A 25,958-nucleotide genomic window follows, 5' to 3' on the forward strand; every position below is an offset into this window, starting at 1 on the left:
ATTTAGAGGATGCCACGTGGCCGCGTACTACAACGAGCACGACCGATACGCCGCGCAGTGGCTGCGCAACCTGATCGCCGCCGGGCACATCGCTCCTGGCGATGTCGACGAACGGAGCATTGAGGATGTCCGACCTGATGACCTGCGAGCCTACGACCAGTGCCATTTCTTCGCCGGAATCGGCGTCTGGTCGCACGCGCTTCGCCGTGCCGGCTGGCCCGATGATCGACCTGTTTGGACCGGTTCCTGTCCGTGCCAACCTTTCTCCGCGGCAGGCAAAGGAGCTGGGTTTGATGACGAGCGGCACCTGTGGCCTGCGTGGTACTGGCTCATCGGCGAGTGCCGACCTGCAGTCATCTTTGGAGAGCAGGTTGCGAGTTCGGCTGTCGATCCTTGGGTCGACCTTGTACACGCTGACCTGGAAGCCGTGGACTACGCCTACGGGTGCGAACCGTTTCCGTCTGCGGGCGTCGGTGCGCCGCACATCCGCGATCGAGCTTTCTGGATGGCCTACGCCAACGGCATGCGAAGCAGGCGGAACTCCCGAGCAGTTCGTCGCGCGCAAGCTCAAGTCGATCGCGAAGGGTTCGAAGATGGGTGCCAGCTTGACGGATCTCGGACTAGTTGCGCAACTCGCAGGCTGGCCAACGCCGACAGTCGGAAACGCGGAGGGATCGCAGTCGTTCGAGGGCTTGAGCGCGACGGGCAAAACGCCGGACGGTCGCAAGGTAGCGGTGAGTCTGAATCACGTGGCGCAGTTCGCGGGATGGCCGACACCGACATCAACGGATATGCGTCGGCAGCCGGCTGCGCAATTCTCGACGACAAACATCACGTTGAATCATGCGGCGGCGCTCCTGAAAGACAACCCCATGCCGGCCCGACTAACGGCTTCTGGCGAGCTGCTGATTGGCTCCTGTGCAGGGATGGCAAGTGGCGGCCAGTTGAACCCAGCACATTCCCGCTGGTTGATGGGGCTGCCGGTAGCGTGGGACGAGTGCGCGCCGATCAAGAACGCCTCGCCGCGCTACGACCGCGCAAAGACCAGGGCAGCCGCACAGGCCGACTCCGAGGATACGGCAACGCGATCAACGCCGAAGCGGCAACGCAATTCATCCTCGCCGCGCGAGACATCCTGACCACCTGAGGACCAAACACCATGACGACCACCGACAATAGCCGCGCTGATGCGCCTAATGCGAAAGTGATCATATCCACGAATGGCTACGAGATTCTGGTCGACGAAGAAGACTTCGAGCGTTGCTCGCGCGTCTGGTGGCATGTGATCAAAAAAGGCTATGCGGTGCGAGGAATTTTCGAAAACGGCCAGAAGTTCGAGGTCAAGATGCACCGTTTCATTCTAGGTCTTGATCGATACGACGGCCGCATCGTGGACCACGCCAACGGCAACAGGCTTGACAACCGAAAGTGCAATCTGCGCCTCTGCACGAAGGCCCAAAACGGCTGGAATCAGGGCCCGCAGAAGACCAACACGACAGGCTACAAAGGCGTCAGCCGGACGCCAAACGGCCGATATACGTCGCAGATTCGGCACCTTGGCCGCAAGCATCACCTCGGTATCTATCCCACCGCAGAAGAGGCGCATGAAGTGTATTGCCTCGCTGCCGATCTACTTCATGGCGAGTTCGCCAATCACGGACACCTGGAGGCACCCAATGTCTGACGAAAATAACTATGCGGCCGTCCGCGTGTGCGCAATCTCCGACATCCAATGCTCGCATGGCTGCGGCACTGACGAGTGCAAGCGCGAGCGCGAGGCTCGTTACCCTGTCGAGCAGCCCGCGGGAGCGCCGATCGACAACCTCAACTCGTTCGATGAGCAGGCCGCGCTTCGCAGGGCGCTGGACGCGCGTGGCGACGACGAGGGACAAGGGCTCGGTAGTTACTGGAAAGACGCGTTTCGGACCGGCTGGATGGCACGCGCCGCACTCTCACGCCGTGAAGTGGCTACGAAGGTACCGGCGACCTACAAATGGCGCGACACGGGCGCGCTCGAATCTGGAGACGCATGATGAAGCCGACCAACGGAATGGACCGCGCACAGTTTCACGACAAAGCATGGTCGCTGTGGCATGAGAAGGCGCTCGACGATGCAAAGCTGCCGAAGCTAAGCATCCATGCAATCCGCACGCTATGGAACGTGCTCCACGACTCTATGCCGGTCGAGGCTGCCAACGAGACGGCAGCGCACTGCGCGAACTGTGGACTGTCGATTAGCCCGAATTGCTGGTGTCCCGCCGGCGTCGCCTCATTTGCCGCATCTGCCAACGAGACGGGAGCGGAAGCTCACAAGCTGCTCGAGGCGCTGATCGATATCTACGACGACGGCCAGAACAACGCGCCTGAGGATCGATGCTATGCCGAAGGGGCATGGAAGGAAGTGATTGATGAGGCGCGCTCATTCCTCGTGTTCTATCCGAGTGATTCCACGGAGCCGAGCTCCGAGGTGACGAGTGCATTTGACGCCTACAAAGTTGCGCCCGTTACGCTGCTTGAGCAACAGAAACGCTCCATTGCCGAGCGCCATTTCCAAGGTGCACCAGACGTTTGTCGAGCGTTGAAGTGCATTGACGAGGCATGCGAAGAAATGTTGACCGCCGCCCGCACCGGAGCCTCATCATGAAAGAGCCGATTCTGTCGCGCGAGGAAGTTGAAGCACTCCTTTCCGGATGCGTGACCTGCACCGAGGACATGAACGCTTGCGTCAACCTCGACTGGATGCAGGCATTCGCTACAGCGGTTGTGGAAAAGCTGTGCGGGGAGCCGGTGGCGTGGCAAGTCGTATGGCCCGGCAAAGCCGCAACGGAAACGTGGCATTCGGTGTTCGTCAACGAACGTGACGCGCTTCACTCGGCTGAACAGCATGACGGCGCAGTCGTAACACCACTCTACGCCCTCAACCGGAGCAAAGCTTGAAGCGGCTACTGTGTTTTGCTGGCGTCCACGGATGGGTTCATTGGAGCGGCAATCCGTATGGGAGATTCCGCACTTGTCGCCACTGTTGGAAAACACAGATACGTGGCGTGGGGATGAATGGAATCGCCCCATGGCATACGGTAAAAATGGAGAAGGCCAATCATGAAGATCACCGATGACATGCTGACGGAGTGGCGGAAGCAGTTCGAGGCGGAATTCCCGATGCCACCGGACTGCATCTGGACAGGGAAAGGCTATTCCCAAACCCGTTACGACGCATGGCGCGCTCAAGAGTACGCGCATATGTGGAACGGATTCGTAGCCGCCCGCCGCACCACGCCCGACAGGGAGGCGTGGCAACCGATTGAGACTGCGCCGAAGGACGGACGAACCCTTCTGCTCGGTTATCCGAATGCATGTGGGAAATGGCGCACGGTGCGTGGTCAATGGATGTCTCAGAACTACATCGACGAGTGCTGGGAAGATCCAGACGACGTTGAGCCAGGATGGTTCGAGACACCAGATAACGCCGAAGACCCGCCGAATTGCTGGGGCATCGACCCGACCCACTGGATGCCCCTGCCAGCCGCCCCCACTAGCGATAAGGGAGGTGCGTGATGCGGTTTCTCGAAGCCTTCCTCGAAGGGTTCTGCGCAGCCTATTACTGGCTTTCGCCAGTCATCATCGGCGTAGCCATATATGCAATCCTTAATACGAGGTGAACCGATGATCGACCAAGACAAGATGCGGGCGCTGGTATCTGAAACTCGCCACATGGCAGACATAGCCGTCGAGCTTGAGTGGAACGGATGTGCCGAGCATTTCACCGAATGCGCCGACGCCATCGACCTCCTACTGGCAGAGCTGGAAGCCGCTGCGGCGGATAAGCGGGAAGAACCGAGCCTGACGAATCCGCTTACGCCTTATGGGCTGCTCGTCCGGGCGCTCCGTATCGTCGCCGGAATCACGCTGATGGACATGGCGACCGCGTTGCTGACGACGCCTGCGAAGCTGTCGGCGATGGAGTTCGGTCGCACGCCAGTTACGCCGGAATTCGCGTTCGATGTCTCGGCGTACTTCGATGCACTGGGCGTTCCTCATACGGCATCGGCACTTCGCGCAGCTATCGAAGCGCCGTCCCTCTTCCAGCGCCAGGAGAAATCGTGAGCGAACTGAAGCCTTGCGAAATCCCATGCCCGAAATGTGGTAGCAGCGACATCATGCGCAACTTCTGGCGCGCTGGCGAGCGTCGACAAGCGCTCGAATACGACAAGCAAACGATGGGGAAATACGCGTCCGTCACCAGTTGGAGCGCCGTCGCGAATCGTGATCACATCGGCCATCTTTGCCGCTGCTGTCAATTCGTGTGGCAGACGCTTCCGATGAAGAAGCGCCGCGCCCCTGCTAGTGAGGGAGAACAGAAATGAATCCGATTGAACCAAGTGAGCAGTGCCCGAACTGCGGGCAGTATTTTCCGATCGGCCACTGCCATCATCATTCGACATCGACGCTGAAGATCCCCGGCGCCGGATCATACTCATCAACGCTGTATGGCGTGTGCGAGAACTGCGCAACCGCGCACAAAGAGCGATTTGCGGCAATCAGTCAGAACGAGGCGCGCGGAGCCTGAATGAACGCAGCACTGCAGCAGATTTTGGAAATCAGTCGGAGGGATTGGAATATGACCAGCCGCCGCATCAACGGGACCGCCGTCTACGAAGTCCTGCTCACCGGCACGCACACCGCGCGCGAGATCGCCAAGAAGCTCGAGACATCGACCGCGTTCGTGCAGTGCTTCCTCGACACGCTGTTCTACGCCGGCCGCATCCGCATCGATCGAAGCGTGCACACGGACACGGCGTACGAGGTGACGCCGATCGCAGCACCGCGCGCGCCACTCGACACGCCGGCCGCCGGGCCGCGCCTCGCACCCAACCTGCAATCCACGCTCGCCGGCTACGACCGCGAATTCAATCGCCGCATCGAGCTCGCTTTGTCCACGAGGGGAAAATGACGCCAGCACTCATACCAGTACGCGAATGGGCGCAGCAGATATTCGGGAGCCATGCCCCCCATCCCAATACACTGCTCAACTGGATTCACTCGGGAAAGATTTTGCCGCGCCCAATGAAAGTCGGCCGAGGATACTTTTGCCGGCCGGATGCTGAATACGTGGATGAAACCGCAGACCGAATCAACAGGATGATCCATGGCCGCCAGACCACGAAGCGCGCGTAACCGAGTGTTGCCGCCCAACCTCTATCAGAAAAAGGATGGCTACTACTGGTTCCGCAACCCGATCACGAAGGAGACGTTCGGACTAGGCAGGAACAAAGAGGCCGCAATCTCGCAGGCCAAGACCGCGAACGCCAACATCGAGCGGCGCCGCGGCGATACTTCCCTGCTCGCTCGGATAGACGGCGGCGACAATCTGCTGTCGAAGTGGTGCGATGCGTACGAGGAATCTCTCGCCGGACTCAAGCCAAACACCATGAAGTCGATCCGTTCTCAGCTTGCCGCGATCCGTGGTGACGAGATCGGCAATATGATCCTGGTCCACATCACCCCGCGCGAGGTCGTCTCGTTCATCGAACGCTGCGAAGCAGAACGCGGGGCGCCGATGGCATCCAAGATCCGTTCGCGCTTGCGCGACGTGCTGCGTTCTGCAATGGAGCGCGGAGCCATCGAAGTCGGAAAGAACCCGGTTGAGGTGACGTACAAACCGAAGTCATCCGTGAAGCGAAGCCGCCTCACGCTCGATACCTACCGGGCAATTCTGGCCGAAGCGAAAAGCCACAAGCACCGTCAATGGGTAGCAAATGCGATCGATCTAGCCCTGGTTACCGGGCAGCGGCTTGAGGATGTTTGCCGCATGACGTTCGAAAACGTGCATGACGGATTTCTATGGGTCGAGCAAACGAAGGGGCGCGGGCCGAATCGTCCGAAGCTCTGCATCCCGCTATCCCTGTCCCTTCCCGCTGCCGGCCTGACGCTGGATGACGTGGTGAAGCGCTGCCGCGACAGGGTTGTGTCAAAGCATCTGATCCATTTCTCGCACGCCATATCCAAGGGTAAGCCGGGTTCCGCGGTCGCACCTGGAACCCTCAGCCAAGCCTTCAAGGTTGCCAGAGTGGCGGCCAAGATCGTGACCGAGAAAGATCGCACGCCACCGACGTTCCATGAGCTGCGTTCGCTGTCGGCCCGTCTCTATTCCGAGGCGTATGGGAAGGACTTCGCGCAGTCGCTGCTCGGCCACAAATCGGCGGCCATGACAGCCGTCTACCGCGATTCCAGAGGCCAAGACTGGACCGAAATCAAGATCTCAAACGGCGCTTAGTTTTGGACGAATTTTGGACGAATTTTGGACGACGGCCGCAGAAGGCCGTCAGATAAGAGGCGCATGAGATAACCGTGTTCCGTACAGGAAAATACTGTTCGAGAACGCGGCCTGCTTCTGCCGCTCCAGCGTGTTGGTCGTCGATCCGCACTCGAAGTCGATCGTGCCGTTCTGCAGCAGCGGAATCCGGTTCTGCGACGTGATCGGGATTTCCTTCACCGTCAGGTTCGGCGCCTTCAGCTCGGTCTTGAGCGCGTCGATGATGCGCGCCGCGATGTCGCGCGAGTAACCGATGTTCTTCTGCTGGTTGTCCGAATACGAGAACGGCACCGACGATTCGCGGATACCCAGCGACACGACGCCCGTGTCCTTGATCTTCTTCAGCGTGCCGGTGAGCGCCTGCGCGTGCGCGGTGCCCGCCAGCGCGCAGGTCAGTGCGACGGCCAGCCAACGGAAGCGGCGATCCATGCTTTTCTCCTGACGAAACGTTGATCGAATCGCGATCGTACGCCCGACAAAATTCGCACCTCATCAGGGAAAGCGTAAAGCGTCCTCCGTCGATGCCACCCGCGAACAATCGTTTCCGTGGCGCGCAAAAACGCCCGCGCCGCACGTTTCGCCCGGTCGACCGCCTCCAATCTTGCACTGCGTGAACGGATCATCCGTTCCAAACGCGCGTTCATGCTGCAATACAGCAAGACAATCGTTTGCGTGTCGTGCTTTTTTCACACAAAACATATTCAAGAAGCCGCCTCATCGGCCGTTACCCAGTGCATGGCGCGTCGCAGCAGTCTGCACGTGTCCGATAAAAAACAGGTCCGGTTTACGCCGGGCAGGCACGACCGCCAGCACGACGGTCATCTACGAGGATCGAGTTTCACCATGAGAGCCAAACGATTCAATTTCGCGCTGGCCCACTCCGCTCATGCGCGCATGCTCGCCGGCATGCTGTCTGCCGCGGCCCTGCTTCCGATCGCCGGTTGCGGCGGTGGCGGCGATGGCAGCAATCCGTCTTCTTCCAATGCAGCGCCGGCCCCCTCGCCGGCGCCCTCCCCAACCCCGACGCCCCCGCCCCCGACCAACGGCAGCAATGCATGCACGACGCAGCAGGCCGCCGTGCAGATGGCCACCCAGACGGCCGGGCCCATCGAACCGCCGGTCGATCACCTGATCGTCCGGCTTAAGACGCCGACTGCCGCGCGCGCGATGGCGGCCCTCGACACCGGCACGCGGCTCGACGCGGTGATCCAGCGCTCGATGACGCGCTGGACAGCGCCGACGTCGAGCGGCGCCGCACGGACGTATGCCGCCGTGACGACATCGCAGGCACCGCTGAACGTGCAGGTCGAGCGAACCCTGTCGGACGGCGCGGCCGTGCTGTCCATCGGCCAGCGCATCGCATCCGACGACGCGGCGGCGCTCGCGCAGGCGTTCGCGGCCGACGGCGACGTCGACTACGCGGAACCCGATCACCCCATGCGAATCCGCGACACGCCGAGCGACCCCGCCTATGGCCAGCAGTGGTATCTGTCCGACGCCAGCGTCGGCATCAACGCGCCGCCCGCGTGGACGCGGACCAAGGGTGCGCCGACCGTCGTCACGGCCGTGCTCGACACCGGCTACCGGCCGCACCCCGACCTCGTCGGCAATCTGCTGCCCGGTTACAGCTTCATCTCGAACGCCAACACCAGCAACAACGGCCAGGCGCGCGGCACCGATGCAACCGATCCGGGCGACTGGGTCACGCAGCAGGAACTGGACGACACCAGCGGCCCGTACTATCACTGCGCGAGCGAGCCGAGCGCCAGCAGCTGGCACGGCACGCGCGTGATGGGCGTGATCGGCGCCGCCGCCAACAACGGCATCGGCGTCGCCGGCGTGTCGTGGCTCGGCCGGATCCTGCCGGTGCGCGTGCTCGGCAAGTGCGGCGGCAAGACGAGCGACATCGCGGACGCGATGCGCTGGGCAGCCGGCATCCCGGTCGCCGGCGTGCCGACGAACCCGAATCCCGCGAAGATCATCAACCTGAGCCTGGGCGGCGTCGGCGCGTGCAGCGCGACATTCCAGCAGGCGATCGACGATGTGAATGCGAAGGGTGTGACCGTCGTCGTCGCCGCCGGCAACGATGGCCTGTCGACCGCGCTCGACCAGCCGGCGAACTGCCGTGGCGTGATCACCGTCGCCGCGACCGACGCGACCGGGCGCCGCGCGTCGTTCAGCAACTTCGGCTCCGACGTCGCACTGAGCGCACCGGGCGTCAACATCCTGTCGACGGCCAATAGCGGTAAGACGACACCGGGCACGGACACGTACGGCACCGCGAGCGGCACGAGCCTCGCGACACCGCAGGTGACGGGCATCGTCGGACTGATGCTGTCGGTGAACGGCAACCTCACGCCCGCGCAGATCCAGCAGAAGCTGCAAGGCGGCGCACGTGCGGCGATGCTGCCGGCCAGCACGTCGTGCACCGCGCTGCCGGCCGGTTCCGGTATCGCGGATGCAGGCGCTGCCGTCACGGCGGCCACGCAGTAGCCGGTACGTCGCCTCGATGCAACCGCGCGCATGCCTGCCTGGCATGCGCGCGTTTTTTTGTCCGCGAAGCCAGCGTCGTCGCACCGGCGTATTGCAGGAACTGCCTGAAAAAAGGGCGTAAAAAGGGTTGACGCTTCGCACGACGACCCATTACCATCGCCCCCGTCTGATTACATGGAGTGTTCTGTGAACACCGATGCGAGTTGTAGTTGGTCCTCGACCAACTTGACTGCTGCCTGAGGAAACCGCGCAGAGCCTCGTCTTCTGCCGCATCCCGGGAAGCAGGATGCGGCGCCCTTCCGGCCTGACCGGCCAGAATCCCCCGCCGATTTTTTCGATATCGCCGAACGTCCGCGCTGCGCAACCGTGCGTTGCCGCGCGCATACGTTCGCGCCGCACGCAGCGCACGCTGCGTGCGCGTTCCGTTCGCGTGCCGTCCGGCCGCGCGCCCTCACGCGTGCGCGGCTACCGATCGCCCGTGCCGTCCACCCGCAACCGACAGGAGTGCAGATGAACTCAGACGACAGTAGTCGATTACCGCTCGCCGGTGCGACGCCGCGCTTCGTCCCTCGGACCGCACTCCGCGCGCCGGCGAGCCTTCCTCCCTTCACCAATCCACAGCCGATCGCGCCCGGCGCGACGCGGCGGGAAGCGTTCGTGCGTCGATAACGTCACGGTCGCTTCCCGCCCGCCGCCGCGTGCGCAAGGAGCGATTCATGACACAACGAAACACCTCGCAAAAGAAACAGCGCGGCTTCATCAACGCCGGCCCCGGTCAGCAGAACGAACCGCGTGTCATGCGCGCCGCGCAGGAAGCGGCCCGCCCGCTCGAAGAAACCTTCAAGTCGCTGCATACCAGCATGCGCGGCCTCACCTACGGGCAGGCCGCCGACCGTCTGCAGCACAACGGCCCGAACGAGATCGCGCACGACAAGCCGCCGCACTGGACGCGTCAGTTGCTGCATGCGTTCCACAATCCGTTCGTCTACGTGCTGCTGGTGCTGGCCGCGATCAGCTTCTTCACCGACGTCTACTTCGCGGCACCCGACGATCGCGACTACGTCGGCATGACGATCCTGCTGGCGATGGTCACGATCAGCGCGTTGCTGCGCTTCGTTCAGGAATTCCGGTCGCTGCGCGCGGCCGAAAAGCTCAAGGCGATGGTCCGCACGACGGCGACCGTGCAGCGCGCGGTGACCGACACGTCCGAGCCGGCGCGCCGCGAGGTGCCGATGCGCGAAGTGGTGGTCGGCGACATCGTGCATCTGTCGGCCGGCGACATGATCCCCGCCGACGTGCGTCTGCTCGCGTCGCGCGACCTCTTCATCAGCCAGGCCGTGCTGACCGGCGAAGCGCTGCCGGTCGAGAAGTACGACACGCTCGGCGCGGTCGCCGGCAAGTCGGCCCACGCGGGCATGGCGGGCGCGGCGAACGACGCGTCGACATCGCTGCTCGATCTCGAGAACGTGTGCTTCATGGGCACCAACGTGGTCAGCGGCACCGCGACGGCCGTGGTCGTCGCGACCGGCGAGGACACGTATTTCGGATCGCTCGCGCGCAACGTCGTGAGCCACAAGCGCATCGAGACGAGCTTTGACCGCGGCGTCGCGAGCGTGAGCTGGCTGCTGATCAGGTTCATGTTCGTGATGGTGCCGATCGTGTTCATGATCAACGGCCTGACCAAGGGTGACTGGCTGAGCGCGCTCACGTTCGCGCTCGCGGTGGCCGTCGGCCTCACGCCCGAGATGCTGCCGATGATCGTCAGCGCGAACCTCGCGCGCGGCGCGATCGCGATGGCGCGCCGCAAGGTCGTCGTGAAGCGGCTGAATTCCGTGCAGAACTTCGGCGCGATGGACGTGCTGTGCACCGACAAGACCGGCACGCTCACGCAGGACAAGATCATCCTCGAACACCATCTCGACCTGTCCGGCCACCGGAACGAGGACATCCTGCGGCTCGGCTGGCTGAACAGCTTCCATCAGAGCGGCCAGAAGAACCTGATCGACATCGCGGTGGTCGCGCGCGCCGACGAGATCGGCGAGCGCGTGAAACCGCAGGGCTACAGGAAGATCGACGAGCTGCCGTTCGACTTCGTGCGCCGCCGCCTGTCGGTCGTCGTCGAGGACACGCACGGCGCGCACCTGCTGATCTGCAAGGGCGCGGTGGAGGAAATGCTCGCGGTATCGACCCACGTGCAGGACGAGCATGGCGTGCGTCCGCTCGACTTCGTCGCGCGCAAGCGGCTGCTCGAACAGGCAAACGCCTACAACGAGGACGGCTTCCGCGTGCTGGTGCTCGCGACCCGCGCGATCCCGCGCGGCGACGAACGCGAACAGTACCGCACCGCCGACGAGCGCGACCTCGTCGTGCGCGGCTTCCTGACCTTCCTCGATCCGCCAAAGGAATCGGCCGCACCGGCGCTCGCCGCGCTGCGCGAGAACGGCGTGTCGGTGAAGGTGCTGACGGGCGACAACCCGACCGTCACGATGAAGGTGTGCCGCCAGGTCGGCCTCGAACCGGGCAAGCCGGTGCTCGGCGCTGAAATCGAGGCGCTCGACGACGCGACGCTCGCGCAGCTCGTCGAACGCACGACGGTGTTCGCAAAGCTCACGCCGCTGCAGAAGGCGCGCATCGTGAAGGCGCTGCAGGCGAACGGCCACACGGTCGGCTTCCTCGGCGACGGCATCAACGACGCACCCGCGCTGCGCGACGCCGACGTCGGCATTTCTGTCGACAGCGGCGCCGACATCGCGAAGGAAACCGCCGACATCATCCTGCTCGAAAAGAGCCTGATGGTGCTCGAGGAAGGCGTGATCAAGGGCCGCGAGACGTTCGGCAACATCCTGAAGTACCTGAACATGACGGCCAGCTCGAACTTCGGCAACGTGTTCTCGGTGCTCGTCGCCAGCGCGTTCCTGCCGTGGGAGCCGATGCTCGCGACCCAGTTGCTCGTGCTGAACCTGATCTACGACACGTCGCAGATGCTGCTGCCGTGGGACAAGATGGATCCGGAGTTCCTGAAGAAGCCGCGCAAGTGGGAAGCCGGCAACATCGGCCGCTTCATGTTGTGGGTCGGGCCGACGTCGTCGGTGTTCGACATCACGACCTACGTGCTGATGTGGACCGTGTTCGGCGCGGGTGCGATGTATCACCTGCACGGCGGCTCGGGCGGCCAGATCGTGATGAACTCGGGCTGGTTCATCGAGAGCCTCGTGTCGCAGACGCTCGTCGTGCACCTGCTGCGCACGCAGAAGATTCCGTTCCTGCAGAGCACGGCCGCGCTGCCGGTGCTGCTGTCGACGTTCACCGCGATCGCGATCGGCTGCTGGCTGCCGTTCTCGCCGTTCGCGGATTCGCTCGGCTTCATGCACCTGCCGGGCACCTACTGGCTGTGGCTCGCCGCGACGATGGTCGGCTACATCCTGCTCGCGCAGATCGTCAAGACGATCTATGTGCGTCGCTACAAGCAGTGGTTCTGATTTCCTCCAAACGACGGCGTGCCGGCCCGCATGGGTGGCACGCCCACGACGCACTACAGGTGACGTGATGAAAAGAAGAATGCTTCCGCTCGCGGCCGCGAGCGCTCTCCTCGCGCCGCTGGATGCCTACGCGGCGCATCCGCTCGTCAGCGACGACACGGGCACGCAGGGCAATGCGAACTGGCAATTCGAATTCAACGGCGAGGAAACCTCGAAACAGGACGAGAACGGCCGCCATCAGTTGTGGAACGCGACGCTCACGCGCGGGTTCGGCGAGCGCGTCGATCTCTACGTGAACGCGCCTTACACGCATCTTCAAACGCGCACCGACGACAACGGCGCGGGCATCGGCGATGTCGAGATCGGCATGAAATGGCGCTTCGTCGAACGCGGGCCGCTGTCGCTTGCGCTGAAACCGAAGGTGACGATGCCGACCGGCAACGACGGTCGCGGGCTCGGCACGGGCCGTGTCGGCACCGGCGCGACGCTGCTCGCGCAAGCCGACGTCGCGCGCTTCTCGCTGCTCGCGAACGCGGGCCTCGCCTACCAGCCGAATCGCCAGGGCGATCTGCGCTCGGTCTGGGCCGTGTCGGCCGCGGCGCTCTACAAGGCAACCGACAAACTGCAGTTCGTGGCGGACATCGGCGTGTCGCGCAACACCGAAAGCACGGCCGGCGCAAATCCGGCGTTCGTGATCGCGGGTGCGATCTACTCGCCGAGGCGCTGGCTCGATCTCGACATCGGCTACCGGCACGGGCTGAACGACCAGACCTACCGTCATTCCGTCATGGGTGGGGTAACGGCGCGGTGGTGATGCCGTGACGATGCGGCCGACGCCGCATGTCTGACCGCACCGCGACGGGCCGCCTTCGGGCGGCCCGTTTTCTCATTTGCCGTCGTTCGCGCCGAACAGTTGCGCGCACACGGCGCGCCCCGCTTCGGTCAATGCGGCGCTGCCGGTGCCGTCGTCGTTCAGCGTCGTCGCGCTCAGGCCGGCGGCGTCGAGTTGCGTCAGCACGCGGCGCAGCGTGCTCATCGGCAATTGCGTGCGCTTCGCGATTTTCGGCAGCGACCACGTCCTGCCGGACGGATCGGTCGCGGCGTCGTGCAGCGTCGCGAGCGTCGCAACGAGTGCGGGATCGAGCGGGGCGTCGTCGGATTCTGAAGTCATCGGTTCGGGTTCGCGAGCCGGTGCGGGACCGGCATTCGGGAAGGATGCAATCGCGGACACTATACGCCCGGTCACGCGCCCTTGATCGCGGCGCGCATGAACGACACGAAACGCGTGGTTACGGGATCGTCACGACCGGACAGCCACGCCAGCCCGACGCGCCATTTCGCGTCCCTGCCGGCGAGCGGCAATACGGTCGCGTCGCGCAGCAGATACTGCGCACGCGAAGGAATGAACGCGACGCCGACCCCGGCCGCGACCGACGTGAGCACCGATTGCACGTCCTCCGCCTGCTGCGTGACCTGCGGCACGAAGCGCCGCTCGACGCACCACCGGTCGATCTGTGCGGCGAGCCCGGGGCCGCGTGCGCGCTGCAGCGCGATGAAGCCGATCTCGTTGAGCACGTCGAGATCGGCCGGCACGCGCTTGAAGCCGAGGTGCGGCGGCACCGCGAGCGCCAGCCCCTCGTCGATCACCTTGAACGACGACAATCCGTCATCCGACGGCAAACGCAGGAACCCCGCGTCGAGCTTGCCCGCGCGGAGCCGACGAGTTTGCTCGGACGACGACAGGTCGCTCAGCGTGACCGCGATGCCCGGATTGCGGCGCCGGAATTCCGCGACGAGTTTCGGCACGAGCGTCAGCACGGACAGGCAGATGCCGAGCCGCAAATGCCCGCGTTGCCCGCTGGTCGCCTCCCGTGCACGCGCGAGAATCTCGTCGGCATCGCGCACGAGCGCCTGCGCGTCGGGCAGGAAGCGTTCACCGAACGGCGTCAGCTCCGCGCCGTGCCGCCCGCGCTCGAACAGCTTGCCGCCGAGGCTCGCCTCGAGCGCGCCGATCTGCTTGCTCAGCGCCGGCTGGCTCATGTGCAGCGTGTCGGCCGCACGGCTGAAATGGCTGAGTTCGGTGACCGTCAGGAAAGTGCGCAGCAGTTTCAATTCCATTCTTCAAAGGAATCGTATCGATCGAAACATTCATTTTACTGATCGAATGGCGTGACGTTCAATACGGAAACGCCCCTTTCGGAGTTACCCACCATGCCTTTCGATTATGCGACCGAGTGCCTGACCGACGAGTCGTGCGACACGGTCGTCGCCGGCGCAAGCGATGCCGGGCCCGACGCGCCGGCGCCCGGGCGTCGCACCGCACGCGCCGACGGCCGCAGCCGCCGCTTGCGCTTCGGCGATGCGCTGGACGACGTGCCGCCACGTGCCGCCACCGGTTCGATCGCGATCAGCTTCGCGGTCGTGTCGCGGCGGAACTGGCCGCGTTGAATCGCGACATCTGGCGCCCGCCGCCGAACGCACGCGTTCGATCCTCCGCAAAAAAACCGCAGGAATCCGCGCGCATCACGCATCATTGCGCGCACATCCATCGTCATCGCCACGCGATCGACCTTATAATTTCCCGCACCCGCTGACCGCCCACGCATTTCGCGCCGCCGCAACGCGCGAGAAAAGGAGACTTTCGCTTGACCGGCCTCATCGCGCGCCTGCCTCGCGCCCGGACCACCCTGATCATCGCCCTCTCGTTCCTGACACTCGCGTTCGCGACGAACGCGTCCGCGCAGCCGCATCGCACCGCGTCGCCGCATGCGCATGCGAAAGTCGTCAAGAAAAAGCCCGCTCCCCGCAAGCACAAGGCCGTCAAGCATCGCCGCCCGCGCGTGAAGCATCAAGCGGTCAAGCGTCACGCGGCGCCCGCACCGCAGCGGCGCGCGAAACGCACGAATGCGGTTCGCCCACGCCCCGCCGCGAAGCCGCGCCTGCTCGCAAGCTGCGGCTATAGCCCGCGCGCGGTACGCTCGTTGCACTCGCGCGCGGCCTACGTGCTCGACGTCGACTCCGGCACGCCGCTGCTGGCCCGCAACGCACGCACGGTGCGGCCGATCGCGTCGATCTCGAAACTGATGACCGCCGTCGTCGCGCGCGACGCGGACCGTCCGCTGAACGGCGTGCTGCGCGTCACCTCGCGCGACCGCGACACGATCAAGTTCACCGGTTCGCGGCTGCCGATCGGCGCCGAACTGTCGCGCCGCCAGATGTTCCATATCGCGCTGATGTCGTCGGAAAATCGCGCGGCCGCCGCGCTGAGCCGCGACTATCCGGGCGGCCGTGCCGCGTTCGTGAAGGCGATGAACCGCGAGGCGCGCCGGCTTGGGATGCGCCATACGCATTTCCGCGAACCGACCGGCCTCTCGCCGCACAACGTGTCGACCGCCGAGGATCTCGCGCGGCTCGTCGCCGCGGCCGCGCAGGATCCGCTGATCCGCTATTTCTCGACGGACACGTCGACCACCGTGCAGGCCGGCGACGGCGAGCTGCTGTACGTGAACTCCGATCCGCTCGTCCGCCACGGCCGCCTGCCGATCCGATTGCAGAAAACCGGCTTCATCAACGAATCGGGGCACGGCGTCGTCATGCGCATGCACGTGAAGGGCCGCCGCGAAACGGTCGTGCTGCTCGGCGCGCCGACGCGCGCCGGCGTGTCGAGCGATGCCCTGAAGATCCATCGCTGGCTGGCCTGCTCGATCCAGTAAGCACGACGCGCGCGGCCCGCGCGCTCATCCACGAAGGAGCGATGCCATGCAGGACGAATACCGTTTCAACGCATTCGGACGCCTGCTCGCCGTCGTGCGTTCGAACGGCCGCTGGACCGTGTTCGATCTCGGCACCGACGGCAAGCGACGGCCGGCCAACCTGCAGATTCCGTCCGCGCTCGCCGCGGACGAACTCGCGCAATATCTCGGCGACCTGCTGCACGAGAATGCATCGCCGAAGTACAACGACGTCGTGCCGATTCCCTCGCCGCGCCGCGCGTAACGCGCTGCCCACTCCCACCGCACCGACACATCACGCATCTCGCACGCACGCCAAGTTCGACAGCTAAACTTGCAAGTTAAACTGTCGTGTTCTATGATTCGCCGCATGACACCGCCACGCACACCCGGCGTTTCCGCCGATACCGTCGCCGCCGATCTGACCCTCGCGGTCGGCCAGTTGATCCGCCGGCTGCGTTCCGAGATCGAATCCGAAGGGCTCGGCATGTCGCAGACGAGCGCGCTCGCACGGCTCGAACGACAAGGCCCGATGACCACCGCCGATCTCGCCCGCGCCGAGGCGATGAAGCCGCAGTCGATGAAGGCGATTCTCGCGAGCCTCGAGGAAGACGGGCTCGTCGAACGCGAGCCTCATCCGACCGACGGCCGCCAGATCCTCTTCATGCTGACCGCGGCCGGCCTCGCGGCGCGTCGCAAGCGCGACACCGCGAAGCACAAGTGGCTCGGTGCCGCGATCGAGAAGCTCGCCCCCGAAGACATCCGCACGCTCGCCGCCGCGATTCCGCTGATCCGGCGCATCGGCGAGCAATGACCCGCGTGCGTGCCGCGCGGCATCCGCGCGCACGCTTTCCTTCGCCCACTTCACGGAGCATCACGCCATGAGCACGACCCGTCTCGACACGCAAACGGCACTCGTCGTCATCGACCTGCAGAAGGGCATCGTCGCGCTGCCCACCGCCCACCCGGTCGCACCGGTGATCGAGCGCACGCGCGAGCTGCTCGACGCCTTCCGTAGCCGCGGCCTGCCGGTCGTGCTCGTCAACGTCGCCGGCAGCGCGCCGGGCCGCACGCAGCAGCAGGTGCGTCTGGATGCCCTTCCCGCCGACTGGACCGATCTTCTGCCCGAACTGAACCGCCAGCCAAGCGACCATGTCGTGACGAAGAAGACCTGGGGCGCGTTTACCGGCACCGGCCTCGACGCGCACCTGAAAGCCGCCGGCGTCACGCAGATCGTGCTGGCCGGCATCGCGACGAGCATCGGCGTCGAATCGACGGCCCGCCAGGCGCACGAACTCGGCTACAACGTGACGCTCGCGGTCGACGCGATGACCGACCTCAACGCCGACGCGCATACGAACAGCGTCGAACGGCTGTTCCCGCGCCTGGGCGAGACGGGTCCGACGCAAGCAATCCTCGCGCTGCTCGACCGGCGCGGCGCGTGAGCGACAAACGCGCTCAGCCGGCGCCGGGCCATGCGGCCGGCCGGCTCGATCCGTCGATCTGGAAAGTCAGCGCCGTCGCGACGCTCGGCTCGCTGCTGTCGCAACTCGACGCGACGATCGTCAACGTATCGCTGGCGAGCCTCGCGACCGATCTGCACGCAAGCCTGTCGACGATCCAGTGGGTGACGAGCGGCTACCTGCTCGCCCTCACGCTGGTGTTGCCGCTGAACGGCTGGCTGGTCGACCGGATCGGCGCGAAGGCGCTGTACCTGTGGTGTTTCTCCGCGTTCACGCTGACGTCGGCGCTGTGCGGGCTCGCGTGGTCCGCGCCGTCGCTGATCGCGTTCCGCGTGCTGCAGGGCGTCAGCGGCGGGCTGCTCGCGCCGATGGCGCAGATGATGATCGCGCGCGTGGCCGGCCAGCAGATGGCACGCGTGATCGGTTATGCGGCGGTGCCCGTGCTGATCGCGCCGATCCTCGGGCCGGTCGTCGCCGGTGCGATCCTGCAGCACGCCTCGTGGCGCTGGCTGTTTCTCGTGAATCTGCCGGTCGGTGCACTGGCGCTTGCGCTGGCCGTATGGTTCCTGCCCGGCGACCGCGACGAAACGCAGCGGCGCGAACTCGACTGGGTCGGCCTCGCGCTGCTGTCGCCGGCGCTCGTGCTGTTCCTGTATGGCGCCGAGCGCATCGACGCGGTGCCCGGCATCGCCGCGATCACGGGTTCGGTGCTGCTGCTCGCCGCGTTCCTGCGCGTCGAGCGGCGCAAAGGCGAGCATGCGCTGATCGATCTCGCGCTGTTTCGCTCGCGCGTATTCGGCGCGGCCGCTGCCACGCAGTTTCTGTCGAACGGCGCGATCTACGCGGGCCAGATGCTGATTCCGGTGTTCCTGATCGAAGCGTGCGGCCGCTCGCCCGGCGAGATGGGCTGGCTGCTGGCGCCGCTCGGGCTCGGCATGCTCGTCACTTATCCGCCGATGGGTGCGCTGACCGGCCGGTTCGGCGTGCGCCGGCTGGCCGCCGCCGGCGCGCTGCTCGCGCTCGCCGCGACGCTGCCGTTCGTGTATCTGGCGCTGGCCGGCTACGATCCCTACGTGCTGGTGCCCGCGCTGTTTCTGCGCGGGATGGGCCAGAGCGCGATCGGCGCACCGTCGATTTCCGCCGCGTATGCGTCGGTCGAGCGGCGCAACCTGCCGATGGCGACGACGTCGCTCAATATCGTCCAGCGCCTCGGCGGCCCGACGTTCACGACGATGTGCACGCTGTTTCTCGCGTGGCGGCTGCAGGCCGAATCCGCGTCGACGGGCGGCATGCACGGGGCCGCCTACGCGTGGGCGTTTGGCCTGCTTTGCGCACTGCATGCGGCGAGCTTCGTGACGACGCTGCGGCTGCCGCGATGGTCGAGCGGCGCGGGCGGGCGACCGGCGGGGGCCGCGCGGGCCGGTTCGCGGTGAATGCCGGGGTCGCTGCCCGTGTCGACGGTTGACCGGACCTGCGCGTTCCGCCTAACCGTGCTCGACGCATTGCGTGCCTGCGACCGCGCATGGCGCACGATGTTCGAGAACGGCAGCATCGACGCGACGGCCGCGACGGTGCGCTCCGATCTCGCGGTGACCGTCTGGCTCGCGTCCACCGTGCCGGCAGATCTCGACATCCTGCCTGCCGACAGCGGCCTGCCGACGCTGCCGAACTTCGCGATCAACCTCCTTCTGCCGCGCGGCCAGCACACGCCGGCTGCGGCCGAACTGGCCCGCCACCTGCGCAACGGCTTCGCGCGCGCGGCCGCCTAGCCTTCCTCCCCGCTCGCCGCCGCGCGACACATGCCCCGCGCGGGCACTGCATGGCAAACGCGCAACGTGCTGCGCGGCATGAAAACGACGCAGTCCGACGTAACACTGAAAATGTTCCGGAGCCCTACGTCATGCGTTCGCGACATCCGGCAGGAACCCGATGGCACAATCACGGTCCCTTACATGTGCCCTTCATCGGGCGCACGCCGCATCGCGGCGCAGATTCAACACACGAGAAGGACCCTGCCTGACCTTATGACCCTGAACGAATCCTGGTTTGCGCCGCTCGTCGGCATCCTCATCCTGGTCGCCGCCGCCGGCGCGATCACGGCCACGGCCCATTTCCTGCTGTTCCGCGTGGTCGCGCGTCTTGCGCGGCTGTCGGCCACCCGCATCGACGACGCGCTGTTCGAGTTCGGCGCATTCAAGTGGCTGAACCGCATCGTGCCGTTCGTCGTGATCAAGCTCGGCCTCGGCGCGGTGCCCGGCATCCCCACCGTGGCCGCGCAAGCCGCCGACAAGGTGCTATTCGCGCTGATCGTGTTCCTGGTGTCGATGACGATCAGCGCGACGCTGTCCGCGCTCGAGCACACGCATCGCACGAGCCGGCGCGACCAGCCGCGCCTGTCGCTGAAAGGCGCGATGCAGCTCGTCAAGCTCGTGATGTTCATCACGGCCGCGCTCGTCGTGATCGGCGACGCGACCGGCAAGCAGATCGGCCTGCTGCTGTCGGGCATCGGCGCAATGTCGGCGGTGCTGATGCTGATCTTCAAGGACACGCTGCTCGGCCTCGTCGCCGGCGTGCAACTGTCGTCGAACGACATGCTGCGGATCGGCGACTGGATCACGATGCCATCGGCCGGCGCGGACGGCACCGTCATCGACATCACGCTGAACACGGTCAAGGTCGCGAACTTCGATCACACGATCATCACGGTGCCGACCTGGAAGCTGATCACCGAGAGCTACCAGAACTGGCGCGGGATGACCGAGGCCGGCGGGCGCCGCATCAAGCGCGCGCTGTTCGTCGACGCGACGAGCGTGCGCTTTCTCGGCAACGACGAGATCGAACGGCTCGAACGCCTGACGCTCCTGAAGGACTACCTGGAAGACAAGGTCGACGCGATCGCGCAGTGGAACGGCACGCTCGGCGCGGCCGGCGAATGCCAGGCGAACCGCCGCCAGCTGACGAATCTCGGCACGTTCCGCGCGTATGTCGCGAACTACCTGAAGGGCCATCCGCGGATCCGCCGCGACATGACGTGCATGGCGCGCCAGCTGCCGCTGACGGCCGAGGGCATTCCGCTCGAACTGTACTGCTTCACCGACACGACGACCTGGGTCGACTACGAGGCGATCCAGTCCGATCTGTTCGATCACCTGATCGCGGTGCTGCCCGAGTTCGGGCTGCGCGTGTACCAGCATCCGTCGGGCTTCGACATGCGCCGGATGGCCGGCGCGGCGCAAGCCGAACTGTCGGCGCCGCACGCGCGCTAGGGCTCGCCGCGGCGGCCTGCAACGGGTCGCCGCCGGCAACGCGGCATCGCGGCGCGCGTGGCGCCGCTCACCGCCCCGCGCACTCGGCCGCGAGCCGCCCCACCACCTTCAACGCGTCCTCGATCTGCCGCGACCACGGATAGCTGTAGTTGAGCCGGATGAAGTGCCGGTAATCGGCGGTCGCCGAGAACATGTGGCCGGGCCCGATCGTGATCCCCTGCGCGAGCGCGCGCGCATACAGCTTCATCGCGTCGACCTGCGGCGGCAGCTCGACCCACAGCACGTACCCGCCCTGCGGCTGCGACAATCGCGTGCCTTCGGGGAAGAAGCGCCGCACCATCGCGCTCATCAGGCTCGCCTGCTGCGCATACTGCTTGCGCATCCGCCGCAGGTGGAAATCGTAGCCGTCGTGCTTCAGGTATTCGGCGATCGCGAGCTGCTCGATCGCGGGCGTCGCGAGCGTGTTCAGGAATTTCAGCTTCTCGACCTGGTCGCGGTAGCGGCCGGGCATCGCCCAGCCGATCCGGTAGCGCGGCGACAGGCTCTTGGTGAACGACGCGCAATGCAGCACGAGGCCGTCGCGATCGTACGACTTCAGCGCGCTCGGCGTCGTGTCGCCGTAATGCAGCTCGTGATAGACGTCGCTCTCGATCGCGGGCACGTCATGCTTCGCGAGCAGCTCGACGAGCGCGCGCTTGCGCGCATCGGGCATCTGGAAGCCGAGCGGATTATGGAAATTCGGCATCACCATGCATGCGGCGATGCGCTCGCGCGCGAGAATCCGTTCGAGCGCGTCGAGATCGATGCCGTCGCCCGGATGGGTCGCCACCTCGAGCGCGCGCATGCCCATCCGCTCGATCGCATGCAGCATCGCGTAGAACGTCGGCGACTCCACCGCGATCGTGTCGCCGGGCTTTGCAACGGCCTGCAGGCACAGGTTGATCGCCTCCGTCGCGCCGATCGTCACCACGATCTCGCCCGGCTCGACCGGGATCCCGCGCTCCGCGTAGCGCCGCGCGATCTGGCGGATGAGCTCCTGGTTGCCGGGCGGCAGGTCGTCGATCACGCCCCAGCGCGTGCGGCGCCGGCCGATCGCCTGTGCGTAGCGCGCGAGACGCTGCACCGGGAACTGCGACGCATCGGGATACGGCGAACCGAGCGGCACCGCGTCGTCGCGCGCGATCGAGCGCAGCGTCGACAGCACGAGCCGACTCACGTCCACCGCCGACGGTTCGGCGGTCGGCGCCGACACGTGCAGCTCGGCCTGCGCCGGCGCCGTGGCCCGCGCCCGCACGAAGTAGCCCGACTGCGGCCGGCTCTCGATCAGCCCACGGCTCTCGAGCACGAGATACGCACGCAGCACGGTCGTGACGCTGAGCTGCTGCTGCCGGCTCGCCTGGCGCACCGACGGAATCCGCTCGCCGGGCCGGTACACGCCGCGCTCGATCTGCGCCTGCAGATCGTCGGCCAGTTGTTCGTAACGCTTCACGCGCCTCCCTTTCAACAACCCTTCAACAACACAGTTGCGGCCGCCACCACCTGACTGGCCGCAACTGTACTCTTTTTTGAAGACGAAAGGTGTACACACAGCGGCCGCCGCACCGCGCGTACTCTCCGTGCATCGACCCCGACACACGCATCATGAAAAAGAAATCCGCCGCCGCGCGCATCGAACCGTACACCCACCCGGCCGCCGGCTGGGGCGCGCTGAAAGCCGTCACGATCAACCTGATCAAGGAAAAGGTCAGCGGCGGCAACTACCGCACGCTGCTGCGCCAGAACCAGCCGGACGGCTTCGACTGCCCGGGCTGCGCGTGGCCCGACCGCCAGCATGCGTCGACGTTCGAATTCTGCGAGAACGGCGTGAAGGCCGTCGCCGCCGAGGCGACGAGCAAGCGCGTGACGCCCGAATTCTTCGCCGCGCACACCGTCGCCGAGCTGCTCGAACAGACGGATTTCGAACTCGAACAGCACGGCCGCCTGACCGACCCGATGGTGTACGACGCGCGGACCGACCGCTACGTGCCGATCGCGTGGGACGACGCGTTCGAGCTGATCGCACGCCACCTGCACGCCCTGCCGGACCCGAACCAGGCGGCGTTCTACACATCCGGCCGCGCGAGCAACGAGGCGGCGTTCCTGTATCAGCTGCTGGTGCGGCGCTACGGCACGAACAATTTCCCCGACTGCTCGAACATGTGCCACGAGGCGACGAGCCGCGGGCTGCCGGCGTCGGTCGGCGTCGGCAAGGGCTCCGTCACGCTCGACGATTTCGAGCACGCGGACATGCTGCTGATCTTCGGCCAGAATCCGGCGACCAACCATCCGCGGATGATGGGCGAGCTGCGCGAATGCGCGAAGCGCGGCGCGACGATCGTGTCGATCAACCCGCTGAAGGAACGCGGGCTCGAGCGCTTCGCCGATCCGCAAAGCCCGCTCGAGATGCTGACGATGTCGGGCACCAACATCGCGTCGACCTTCATCCAGCCGACGATCGGCGGCGATTTCGCGCTGATCAAGGGAATGGCGAAGCGCGTGCTCGAACTCGACGATGCCGCGCGCGCCGCCGGTGCGCCGCGCGTGCTCGACACGGCGTTCATCGGCGAGCATACGGCCGGCTTCGATGCGTTCGCCGACGATCTGCGCCACGAAAGCTGGTCCGCGCTGACGGCCGAAAGCGGCGTGTCGTACGAGCAGATCGACGGCCTCGCGCAACGCTATGCACGCAGCGAGCGCGTGATCGCGACCTGGGGGATGGGCATCACCCAGCACAAGCATTCGGTCGCGACCGTGCAGATGCTGACGAACCTGATGCTGATGCGCGGCAACATCGGCCGCCCCGGTGCGGGCCTGTGCCCGGTGCGCGGCCACTCGAACGTGCAGGGCAACCGCACGGTCGGTATCGAGGAAAAACCGTCGCATGCATTCCTCGACCGGCTCGGCCGCGTGTTCGACTTCGAGCCGCCGCGCGAGCACGGCTACGACGTCGTCGAAACCATCGAAGGCATGCTCGAAGGCCACGTGAAAGTGCTGATCGGTCTCGGCGGCAACTTCGCGATGGCGACGCCCGACACGCCGCGCACGTGGGAAGGCATGCGCCGCTGCGATCTCTCCGTGCACATCACGACGAAGCTGAACCGCAGCCACCTGATCCACGGCCGCGATGCGCTGATCCTGCCGACGCTCGGCCGCACCGAGATCGACCTGCAGGACAACGTCGCGCAGGGCGTGACGGTCGAGGATTCGATGAGCATGGTCCACGTGTCGTACGGGATGAACAAGCCGGCGTCGCCGAACCTGAGGTCGGAGCCCGCGATCGTCGCGCACATCGGCCATGCGCTGTTCGGCAGCGGCGAGATCGACTGGCTCGCGTACAAGAACGACTACGCGAAGATCCGCGACGCGATCGAGGCAACCGTCGACGGCTTCTACGACTACAACACGCGCATCGCGCGGCCGGGCGGCTTCCACCTGCGCGTCGCGTCGCGCGACCGCGAATGGCTGACGCCGACGGGCAAGGCGAACTTCATCGCGCACGCGCTGCCGACCGACACGCCGATCCAGCGCGCCCGCGCGCTGCACGGCGAGCGCCTGATGACGCTGATGACGACGCGTTCGCACGACCAGTACAACACCACCGTCTACGGGCTCGACGACCGCTATCGCGGCGTGTTCGGCCAGCGCCGCGTGGTGTTCGTCAACCGCGACGACCTCGCGATGCTTGGCCTGAAGGCCGGCGAATGGGTCGACATGGAAACCGTGTGGCACGACGGCATCGAGCGGCGCGCGGACGGTTTCCTGCTCGTCGAATACGACATCCCGCGCGGCTGCATCGGCGCGTACTACCCGGAAACGAACCCGCTGGTGCCGCTCGACAGCGTCGGCGACGTGTGCAACACGCCGACGTCGAAATCGGTGCCCGTGCTGCTGCATCGCACGGCCGCGCCGGCGTCGGCCGCCGCCTGACGGAGGCAGCTATGATCGTTCGGCCGCGCGAGCACTGGCTGCGGATGCTCGACGCGCGCCTCGACGATCTCGTGTCGATGGCGAACGGCTGCGAGCGCATCGCATCGACGCCGTAATAAAGACTTGCAATCGATACAGCCGGAAACGTCAACAGCCGGGGCCCGCACAGCGTTTTTTTCGACAAGCGCGCACGATTCGTGACGCGCAACGACAGGAGAAAACGTCATGCGAGCCCTTACCCGCCATCTCGCGATCGCCGCCACCCTGATGTCGGTACTGACCGGCACCGCGTTCGCCGAAACGCCGTGGCAGCAAGCGCATCCGCGCCGCGAAGAGGTCAACCAGCGTCTCGCCAACCAGAATCGCCGGATCCATCACGAAGTGAAGGAAGGCGAGATGTCGCACGCCCAGGCCGCGCGCCTGCACCGTGACGACCGCAAGATCCGCCAGGAAGAGCGGGACATGGCCGCGCAGGATCACGGCCACATAACGCAGAGCGAAAAGCACGTGCTGAACCAGCAGGAAAACGCGGTCAGCCACAAGATCGGCCAGTAACGCCGGCAAGCGTCGATTCGCCATCGCTTGAAACGCCCGCTGCCGCCGTGCGACAGCGGGCGCTTGTTGTTGTATCGAATCGTTTCAGCAGGCCGTTCGCGTCACGTGCCGCGGGTATACTCCGACGTCAGCCGCCACCCGCATCGACCGTCAAGAACGGCACGATTCCGGCGGTTTCGTCGCGAAGCTCCGCGTTTCGCGTACCCCGCGCCCCAGCCTCGACACGAGACACACGACGATCCCGATCATGAAACGATTCCTGCTGCTCCTTCCCGCCGCCCTGCTCGCCGCCTGCGGCTCGGCGCCCTCGTCCGATTCGGCCGCGTCCGGCCCGGCGCCGATGATCTACGTGTCGTCCGCGCGCCCGGCCCACGCGATCGCCAACTGCCTCGACAGCCGCCTGTCCGGCACCGAGCAGTCGCAGCACAACGGCGTGACCGACATCACCGTCGGGTCGCGCTCGTACTTCGTCACGCTCACGCCATCGGGTAACGGGTCGGTCGTCAAGGTCGTGCGCGGCTCGGGCAGCGAGCCGGCCGAGGAAGCGATGCGCTTCGCGATCGCGCGCTGCGTGATCTGACCGCCGCCGGGGCCGGGCACCCCGCCCGGCCCGCAAGCCGCACCATCCGGGCGCCGTCATGCGCGCCCGTCGAATTTTTTCATCCGGGCCGCCGTCGATGAGAGAATCGCAC

General features: G+C 65.7%; 28 protein-coding genes and 2 pseudogenes. 26 read left to right on the forward strand and 4 right to left on the reverse strand.

Annotated features, from left to right (window positions below):
• Positions 1–16 precede the first annotated feature (16 nt).
• From ACV22V_RS08165 to ACV22V_RS08220, 12 genes are all read left to right on the forward strand, one after another.
• Positions 17–1,147, forward strand: a complete 1,131-nt coding sequence (locus ACV22V_RS08165; RefSeq protein ID WP_448013501.1) for a DNA cytosine methyltransferase — start codon at positions 17–19, stop codon at positions 1,145–1,147.
• 12 nt (positions 1,148–1,159) lie between these two features.
• Positions 1,160–1,684, forward strand: coding sequence for an HNH endonuclease (locus ACV22V_RS08170; RefSeq protein WP_448013502.1), 525 nt, complete (start codon positions 1,160–1,162; stop codon positions 1,682–1,684).
• On the forward strand, positions 1,677–2,033 hold the full coding sequence (locus ACV22V_RS08175) for a hypothetical protein (RefSeq protein WP_448013503.1): 357 nt from the start codon (positions 1,677–1,679) through the stop codon (positions 2,031–2,033). The genes ACV22V_RS08170 and ACV22V_RS08175 overlap by 8 nt, the downstream gene beginning before the upstream one ends.
• Complete coding sequence (locus tag ACV22V_RS08180) at positions 2,030–2,644, forward strand: hypothetical protein (RefSeq protein ID WP_448013504.1); 615 nt, start codon at positions 2,030–2,032, stop codon at positions 2,642–2,644. Before ACV22V_RS08175 ends, ACV22V_RS08180 begins: the two co-directional genes overlap by 4 nt.
• On the forward strand, positions 2,641–2,937 hold the full coding sequence (locus ACV22V_RS08185) for a hypothetical protein (protein WP_448013505.1): 297 nt from the start codon (positions 2,641–2,643) through the stop codon (positions 2,935–2,937). The genes ACV22V_RS08180 and ACV22V_RS08185 overlap by 4 nt, the downstream gene beginning before the upstream one ends.
• 162 nt (positions 2,938–3,099) lie before the next feature.
• Positions 3,100–3,555, forward strand: coding sequence for a hypothetical protein (locus tag ACV22V_RS08190; RefSeq protein WP_448013506.1), 456 nt, complete (start codon positions 3,100–3,102; stop codon positions 3,553–3,555).
• Positions 3,556–3,663: 108 nt separating this feature from the next.
• Positions 3,664–4,104, forward strand: a complete 441-nt coding sequence (locus ACV22V_RS08195) for a helix-turn-helix domain-containing protein (protein ID WP_448013507.1) — start codon at positions 3,664–3,666, stop codon at positions 4,102–4,104.
• On the forward strand, positions 4,101–4,364 hold the full coding sequence (locus tag ACV22V_RS08200; protein ID WP_448013508.1) for a hypothetical protein: 264 nt from the start codon (positions 4,101–4,103) through the stop codon (positions 4,362–4,364). The genes ACV22V_RS08195 and ACV22V_RS08200 overlap by 4 nt, the downstream gene beginning before the upstream one ends.
• Complete coding sequence (locus ACV22V_RS08205) at positions 4,361–4,567, forward strand: hypothetical protein (protein WP_448013509.1); 207 nt, start codon at positions 4,361–4,363, stop codon at positions 4,565–4,567. The genes ACV22V_RS08200 and ACV22V_RS08205 overlap by 4 nt, the downstream gene beginning before the upstream one ends.
• Complete coding sequence (locus ACV22V_RS08210; RefSeq protein ID WP_448013510.1) at positions 4,568–4,951, forward strand: DNA-binding protein; 384 nt, start codon at positions 4,568–4,570, stop codon at positions 4,949–4,951.
• Entirely contained in the window at positions 4,948–5,175 is a 228-nt protein-coding gene (locus tag ACV22V_RS08215) for an excisionase (protein ID WP_448013511.1), read from the forward strand. The genes ACV22V_RS08210 and ACV22V_RS08215 overlap by 4 nt, the downstream gene beginning before the upstream one ends.
• The gene (locus ACV22V_RS08220; protein WP_448013512.1) at positions 5,147–6,274 is read left to right on the forward strand and encodes a tyrosine-type recombinase/integrase; all 1,128 of its coding nucleotides are present in this window, start codon (positions 5,147–5,149) and stop codon (positions 6,272–6,274) included. Before ACV22V_RS08215 ends, ACV22V_RS08220 begins: the two co-directional genes overlap by 29 nt.
• A 66-nt stretch (positions 6,275–6,340) precedes the next feature.
• Here ACV22V_RS08220 and ACV22V_RS08225 read toward each other — a convergent pair.
• Positions 6,341–6,742 (reverse strand): annotated as a pseudogene (locus tag ACV22V_RS08225) (transporter substrate-binding domain-containing protein); the annotation flags it as partial.
• 414 nt (positions 6,743–7,156) lie between these two features.
• Between ACV22V_RS08225 and ACV22V_RS08230 the strand changes: the two are divergent.
• The 3 genes from ACV22V_RS08230 to ACV22V_RS08240 all read left to right on the forward strand — a co-directional run bounded on the left by ACV22V_RS08230 (position 7,157) and on the right by ACV22V_RS08240 (position 13,099).
• Entirely contained in the window at positions 7,157–8,806 is a 1,650-nt protein-coding gene (locus ACV22V_RS08230; RefSeq protein ID WP_448013513.1) for a S8 family peptidase, read from the forward strand.
• Between the two features lie 716 nt (positions 8,807–9,522).
• Entirely contained in the window at positions 9,523–12,285 is a 2,763-nt protein-coding gene (gene mgtA / locus ACV22V_RS08235; RefSeq protein WP_448013514.1) for a magnesium-translocating P-type ATPase, read from the forward strand.
• Positions 12,286–12,352: 67 nt separating this feature from the next.
• The gene (locus ACV22V_RS08240) at positions 12,353–13,099 is read left to right on the forward strand and encodes a transporter (protein ID WP_448013515.1); all 747 of its coding nucleotides are present in this window, start codon (positions 12,353–12,355) and stop codon (positions 13,097–13,099) included.
• 72 nt (positions 13,100–13,171) lie between these two features.
• Here ACV22V_RS08240 and ACV22V_RS08245 read toward each other — a convergent pair whose 3' ends face one another.
• Together ACV22V_RS08245 and ACV22V_RS08250 are read right to left on the reverse strand one after the other, a co-directional pair.
• A complete protein-coding gene (locus ACV22V_RS08245) occupies positions 13,172–13,456 on the reverse strand; it encodes a hypothetical protein (RefSeq protein WP_059534015.1) in 285 nt (94 codons plus the stop codon).
• Between the two features lie 71 nt (positions 13,457–13,527).
• Positions 13,528–14,403 (reverse strand): LysR family transcriptional regulator, encoded by an 876-nt coding sequence (locus ACV22V_RS08250; protein ID WP_059698396.1) that lies wholly within the window; start codon positions 14,401–14,403, stop codon positions 13,528–13,530.
• Positions 14,404–14,496: 93 nt separating this feature from the next.
• Here ACV22V_RS08250 and ACV22V_RS08255 point away from each other — a divergent pair, with 93 nt between their 5' ends.
• The 8 genes and pseudogenes from ACV22V_RS08255 to ACV22V_RS08290 all read left to right on the forward strand — a co-directional run bounded on the left by ACV22V_RS08255 (position 14,497) and on the right by ACV22V_RS08290 (position 20,745).
• Complete coding sequence (locus tag ACV22V_RS08255) at positions 14,497–14,733, forward strand: hypothetical protein (protein ID WP_448013516.1); 237 nt, start codon at positions 14,497–14,499, stop codon at positions 14,731–14,733.
• A gap of 197 nt (positions 14,734–14,930) precedes the next feature.
• Positions 14,931–15,998, forward strand: a complete 1,068-nt coding sequence (locus ACV22V_RS08260; RefSeq protein WP_059691300.1) for a serine hydrolase — start codon at positions 14,931–14,933, stop codon at positions 15,996–15,998.
• Between the two features lie 46 nt (positions 15,999–16,044).
• A complete protein-coding gene (locus tag ACV22V_RS08265) occupies positions 16,045–16,281 on the forward strand; it encodes a DUF7661 family protein (RefSeq protein WP_059533907.1) in 237 nt (78 codons plus the stop codon).
• Between the two features lie 93 nt (positions 16,282–16,374).
• Positions 16,375–16,830 carry a MarR family winged helix-turn-helix transcriptional regulator gene (locus tag ACV22V_RS08270; RefSeq protein ID WP_059533911.1) on the forward strand — a complete coding sequence of 152 codons (456 nt, stop codon included), beginning with the start codon at positions 16,375–16,377 and terminating at the stop codon, positions 16,828–16,830.
• Positions 16,831–16,897: 67 nt separating this feature from the next.
• Positions 16,898–17,461 (forward strand): isochorismatase family protein, encoded by a 564-nt coding sequence (locus ACV22V_RS08275; protein WP_448013517.1) that lies wholly within the window; start codon positions 16,898–16,900, stop codon positions 17,459–17,461.
• Positions 17,458–18,912 carry a DHA2 family efflux MFS transporter permease subunit gene (locus ACV22V_RS08280; protein WP_448013518.1) on the forward strand — a complete coding sequence of 485 codons (1,455 nt, stop codon included), beginning with the start codon at positions 17,458–17,460 and terminating at the stop codon, positions 18,910–18,912. Before ACV22V_RS08275 ends, ACV22V_RS08280 begins: the two co-directional genes overlap by 4 nt.
• Positions 18,913–18,924: 12 nt before the next feature.
• Positions 18,925–19,248, forward strand: a pseudogene (locus ACV22V_RS08285) (LysR family transcriptional regulator); the annotation flags it as partial.
• 255 nt (positions 19,249–19,503) lie between these two features.
• Entirely contained in the window at positions 19,504–20,745 is a 1,242-nt protein-coding gene (locus ACV22V_RS08290; RefSeq protein ID WP_448013519.1) for a mechanosensitive ion channel family protein, read from the forward strand.
• 67 nt (positions 20,746–20,812) lie between these two features.
• Here ACV22V_RS08290 and ACV22V_RS08295 read toward each other — a convergent pair whose 3' ends face one another.
• The gene (locus ACV22V_RS08295) at positions 20,813–22,234 is read right to left on the reverse strand and encodes an aminotransferase-like domain-containing protein (RefSeq protein WP_059533920.1); all 1,422 of its coding nucleotides are present in this window, start codon (positions 22,232–22,234) and stop codon (positions 20,813–20,815) included.
• 152 nt (positions 22,235–22,386) lie between these two features.
• Here ACV22V_RS08295 and ACV22V_RS08300 point away from each other — a divergent pair, with 152 nt between their 5' ends.
• The 3 genes from ACV22V_RS08300 to ACV22V_RS08310 all read left to right on the forward strand — a co-directional run bounded on the left by ACV22V_RS08300 (position 22,387) and on the right by ACV22V_RS08310 (position 25,846).
• Positions 22,387–24,711: an FdhF/YdeP family oxidoreductase gene (locus tag ACV22V_RS08300; protein ID WP_448013520.1), complete on the forward strand. Its 2,325-nt coding sequence runs from the start codon at positions 22,387–22,389 to the stop codon at positions 24,709–24,711.
• Positions 24,712–24,936: 225 nt separating this feature from the next.
• The gene (locus ACV22V_RS08305) at positions 24,937–25,266 is read left to right on the forward strand and encodes a hypothetical protein (protein ID WP_059691307.1); all 330 of its coding nucleotides are present in this window, start codon (positions 24,937–24,939) and stop codon (positions 25,264–25,266) included.
• A gap of 247 nt (positions 25,267–25,513) precedes the next feature.
• Positions 25,514–25,846: a hypothetical protein gene (locus ACV22V_RS08310; RefSeq protein ID WP_059533926.1), complete on the forward strand. Its 333-nt coding sequence runs from the start codon at positions 25,514–25,516 to the stop codon at positions 25,844–25,846.
• Positions 25,847–25,958 lie beyond the last annotated feature (112 nt).

Source organism: Burkholderia sp. AW33-5, assembly GCF_053427615.1.

Coding starts and splice junctions, on each gene's coding strand:
- ACV22V_RS08170 (WP_448013502.1), top strand. CDS start 1,160: ATGACGACCACCGACAATAGCCGCGCTGATGCGCCTAATGCGAAAGTG.
- ACV22V_RS08175 (WP_448013503.1), top strand. CDS start 1,677: ATGTCTGACGAAAATAACTATGCGGCCGTCCGCGTGTGCGCAATCTCC.
- ACV22V_RS08180 (WP_448013504.1), top strand. CDS start 2,030: ATGATGAAGCCGACCAACGGAATGGACCGCGCACAGTTTCACGACAAA.
- ACV22V_RS08185 (WP_448013505.1), top strand. CDS start 2,641: ATGAAAGAGCCGATTCTGTCGCGCGAGGAAGTTGAAGCACTCCTTTCC.
- ACV22V_RS08190 (WP_448013506.1), top strand. CDS start 3,100: ATGAAGATCACCGATGACATGCTGACGGAGTGGCGGAAGCAGTTCGAG.
- ACV22V_RS08195 (WP_448013507.1), top strand. CDS start 3,664: ATGATCGACCAAGACAAGATGCGGGCGCTGGTATCTGAAACTCGCCAC.
- ACV22V_RS08205 (WP_448013509.1), top strand. CDS start 4,361: ATGAATCCGATTGAACCAAGTGAGCAGTGCCCGAACTGCGGGCAGTAT.
- ACV22V_RS08210 (WP_448013510.1), top strand. CDS start 4,568: ATGAACGCAGCACTGCAGCAGATTTTGGAAATCAGTCGGAGGGATTGG.
- ACV22V_RS08215 (WP_448013511.1), top strand. CDS start 4,948: ATGACGCCAGCACTCATACCAGTACGCGAATGGGCGCAGCAGATATTC.
- ACV22V_RS08220 (WP_448013512.1), top strand. CDS start 5,147: ATGGCCGCCAGACCACGAAGCGCGCGTAACCGAGTGTTGCCGCCCAAC.
- ACV22V_RS08230 (WP_448013513.1), top strand. CDS start 7,157: ATGAGAGCCAAACGATTCAATTTCGCGCTGGCCCACTCCGCTCATGCG.
- mgtA (WP_448013514.1), top strand. CDS start 9,523: ATGACACAACGAAACACCTCGCAAAAGAAACAGCGCGGCTTCATCAAC.
- ACV22V_RS08240 (WP_448013515.1), top strand. CDS start 12,353: ATGAAAAGAAGAATGCTTCCGCTCGCGGCCGCGAGCGCTCTCCTCGCG.
- ACV22V_RS08245 (WP_059534015.1), bottom strand. CDS start 13,456: ATGACTTCAGAATCCGACGACGCCCCGCTCGATCCCGCACTCGTTGCG.
- ACV22V_RS08250 (WP_059698396.1), bottom strand. CDS start 14,403: ATGGAATTGAAACTGCTGCGCACTTTCCTGACGGTCACCGAACTCAGC.
- ACV22V_RS08255 (WP_448013516.1), top strand. CDS start 14,497: ATGCCTTTCGATTATGCGACCGAGTGCCTGACCGACGAGTCGTGCGAC.
- ACV22V_RS08265 (WP_059533907.1), top strand. CDS start 16,045: ATGCAGGACGAATACCGTTTCAACGCATTCGGACGCCTGCTCGCCGTC.
- ACV22V_RS08270 (WP_059533911.1), top strand. CDS start 16,375: ATGATTCGCCGCATGACACCGCCACGCACACCCGGCGTTTCCGCCGAT.
- ACV22V_RS08275 (WP_448013517.1), top strand. CDS start 16,898: ATGAGCACGACCCGTCTCGACACGCAAACGGCACTCGTCGTCATCGAC.
- ACV22V_RS08290 (WP_448013519.1), top strand. CDS start 19,504: ATGACCCTGAACGAATCCTGGTTTGCGCCGCTCGTCGGCATCCTCATC.
- ACV22V_RS08300 (WP_448013520.1), top strand. CDS start 22,387: ATGAAAAAGAAATCCGCCGCCGCGCGCATCGAACCGTACACCCACCCG.
- ACV22V_RS08305 (WP_059691307.1), top strand. CDS start 24,937: ATGCGAGCCCTTACCCGCCATCTCGCGATCGCCGCCACCCTGATGTCG.
- ACV22V_RS08310 (WP_059533926.1), top strand. CDS start 25,514: ATGAAACGATTCCTGCTGCTCCTTCCCGCCGCCCTGCTCGCCGCCTGC.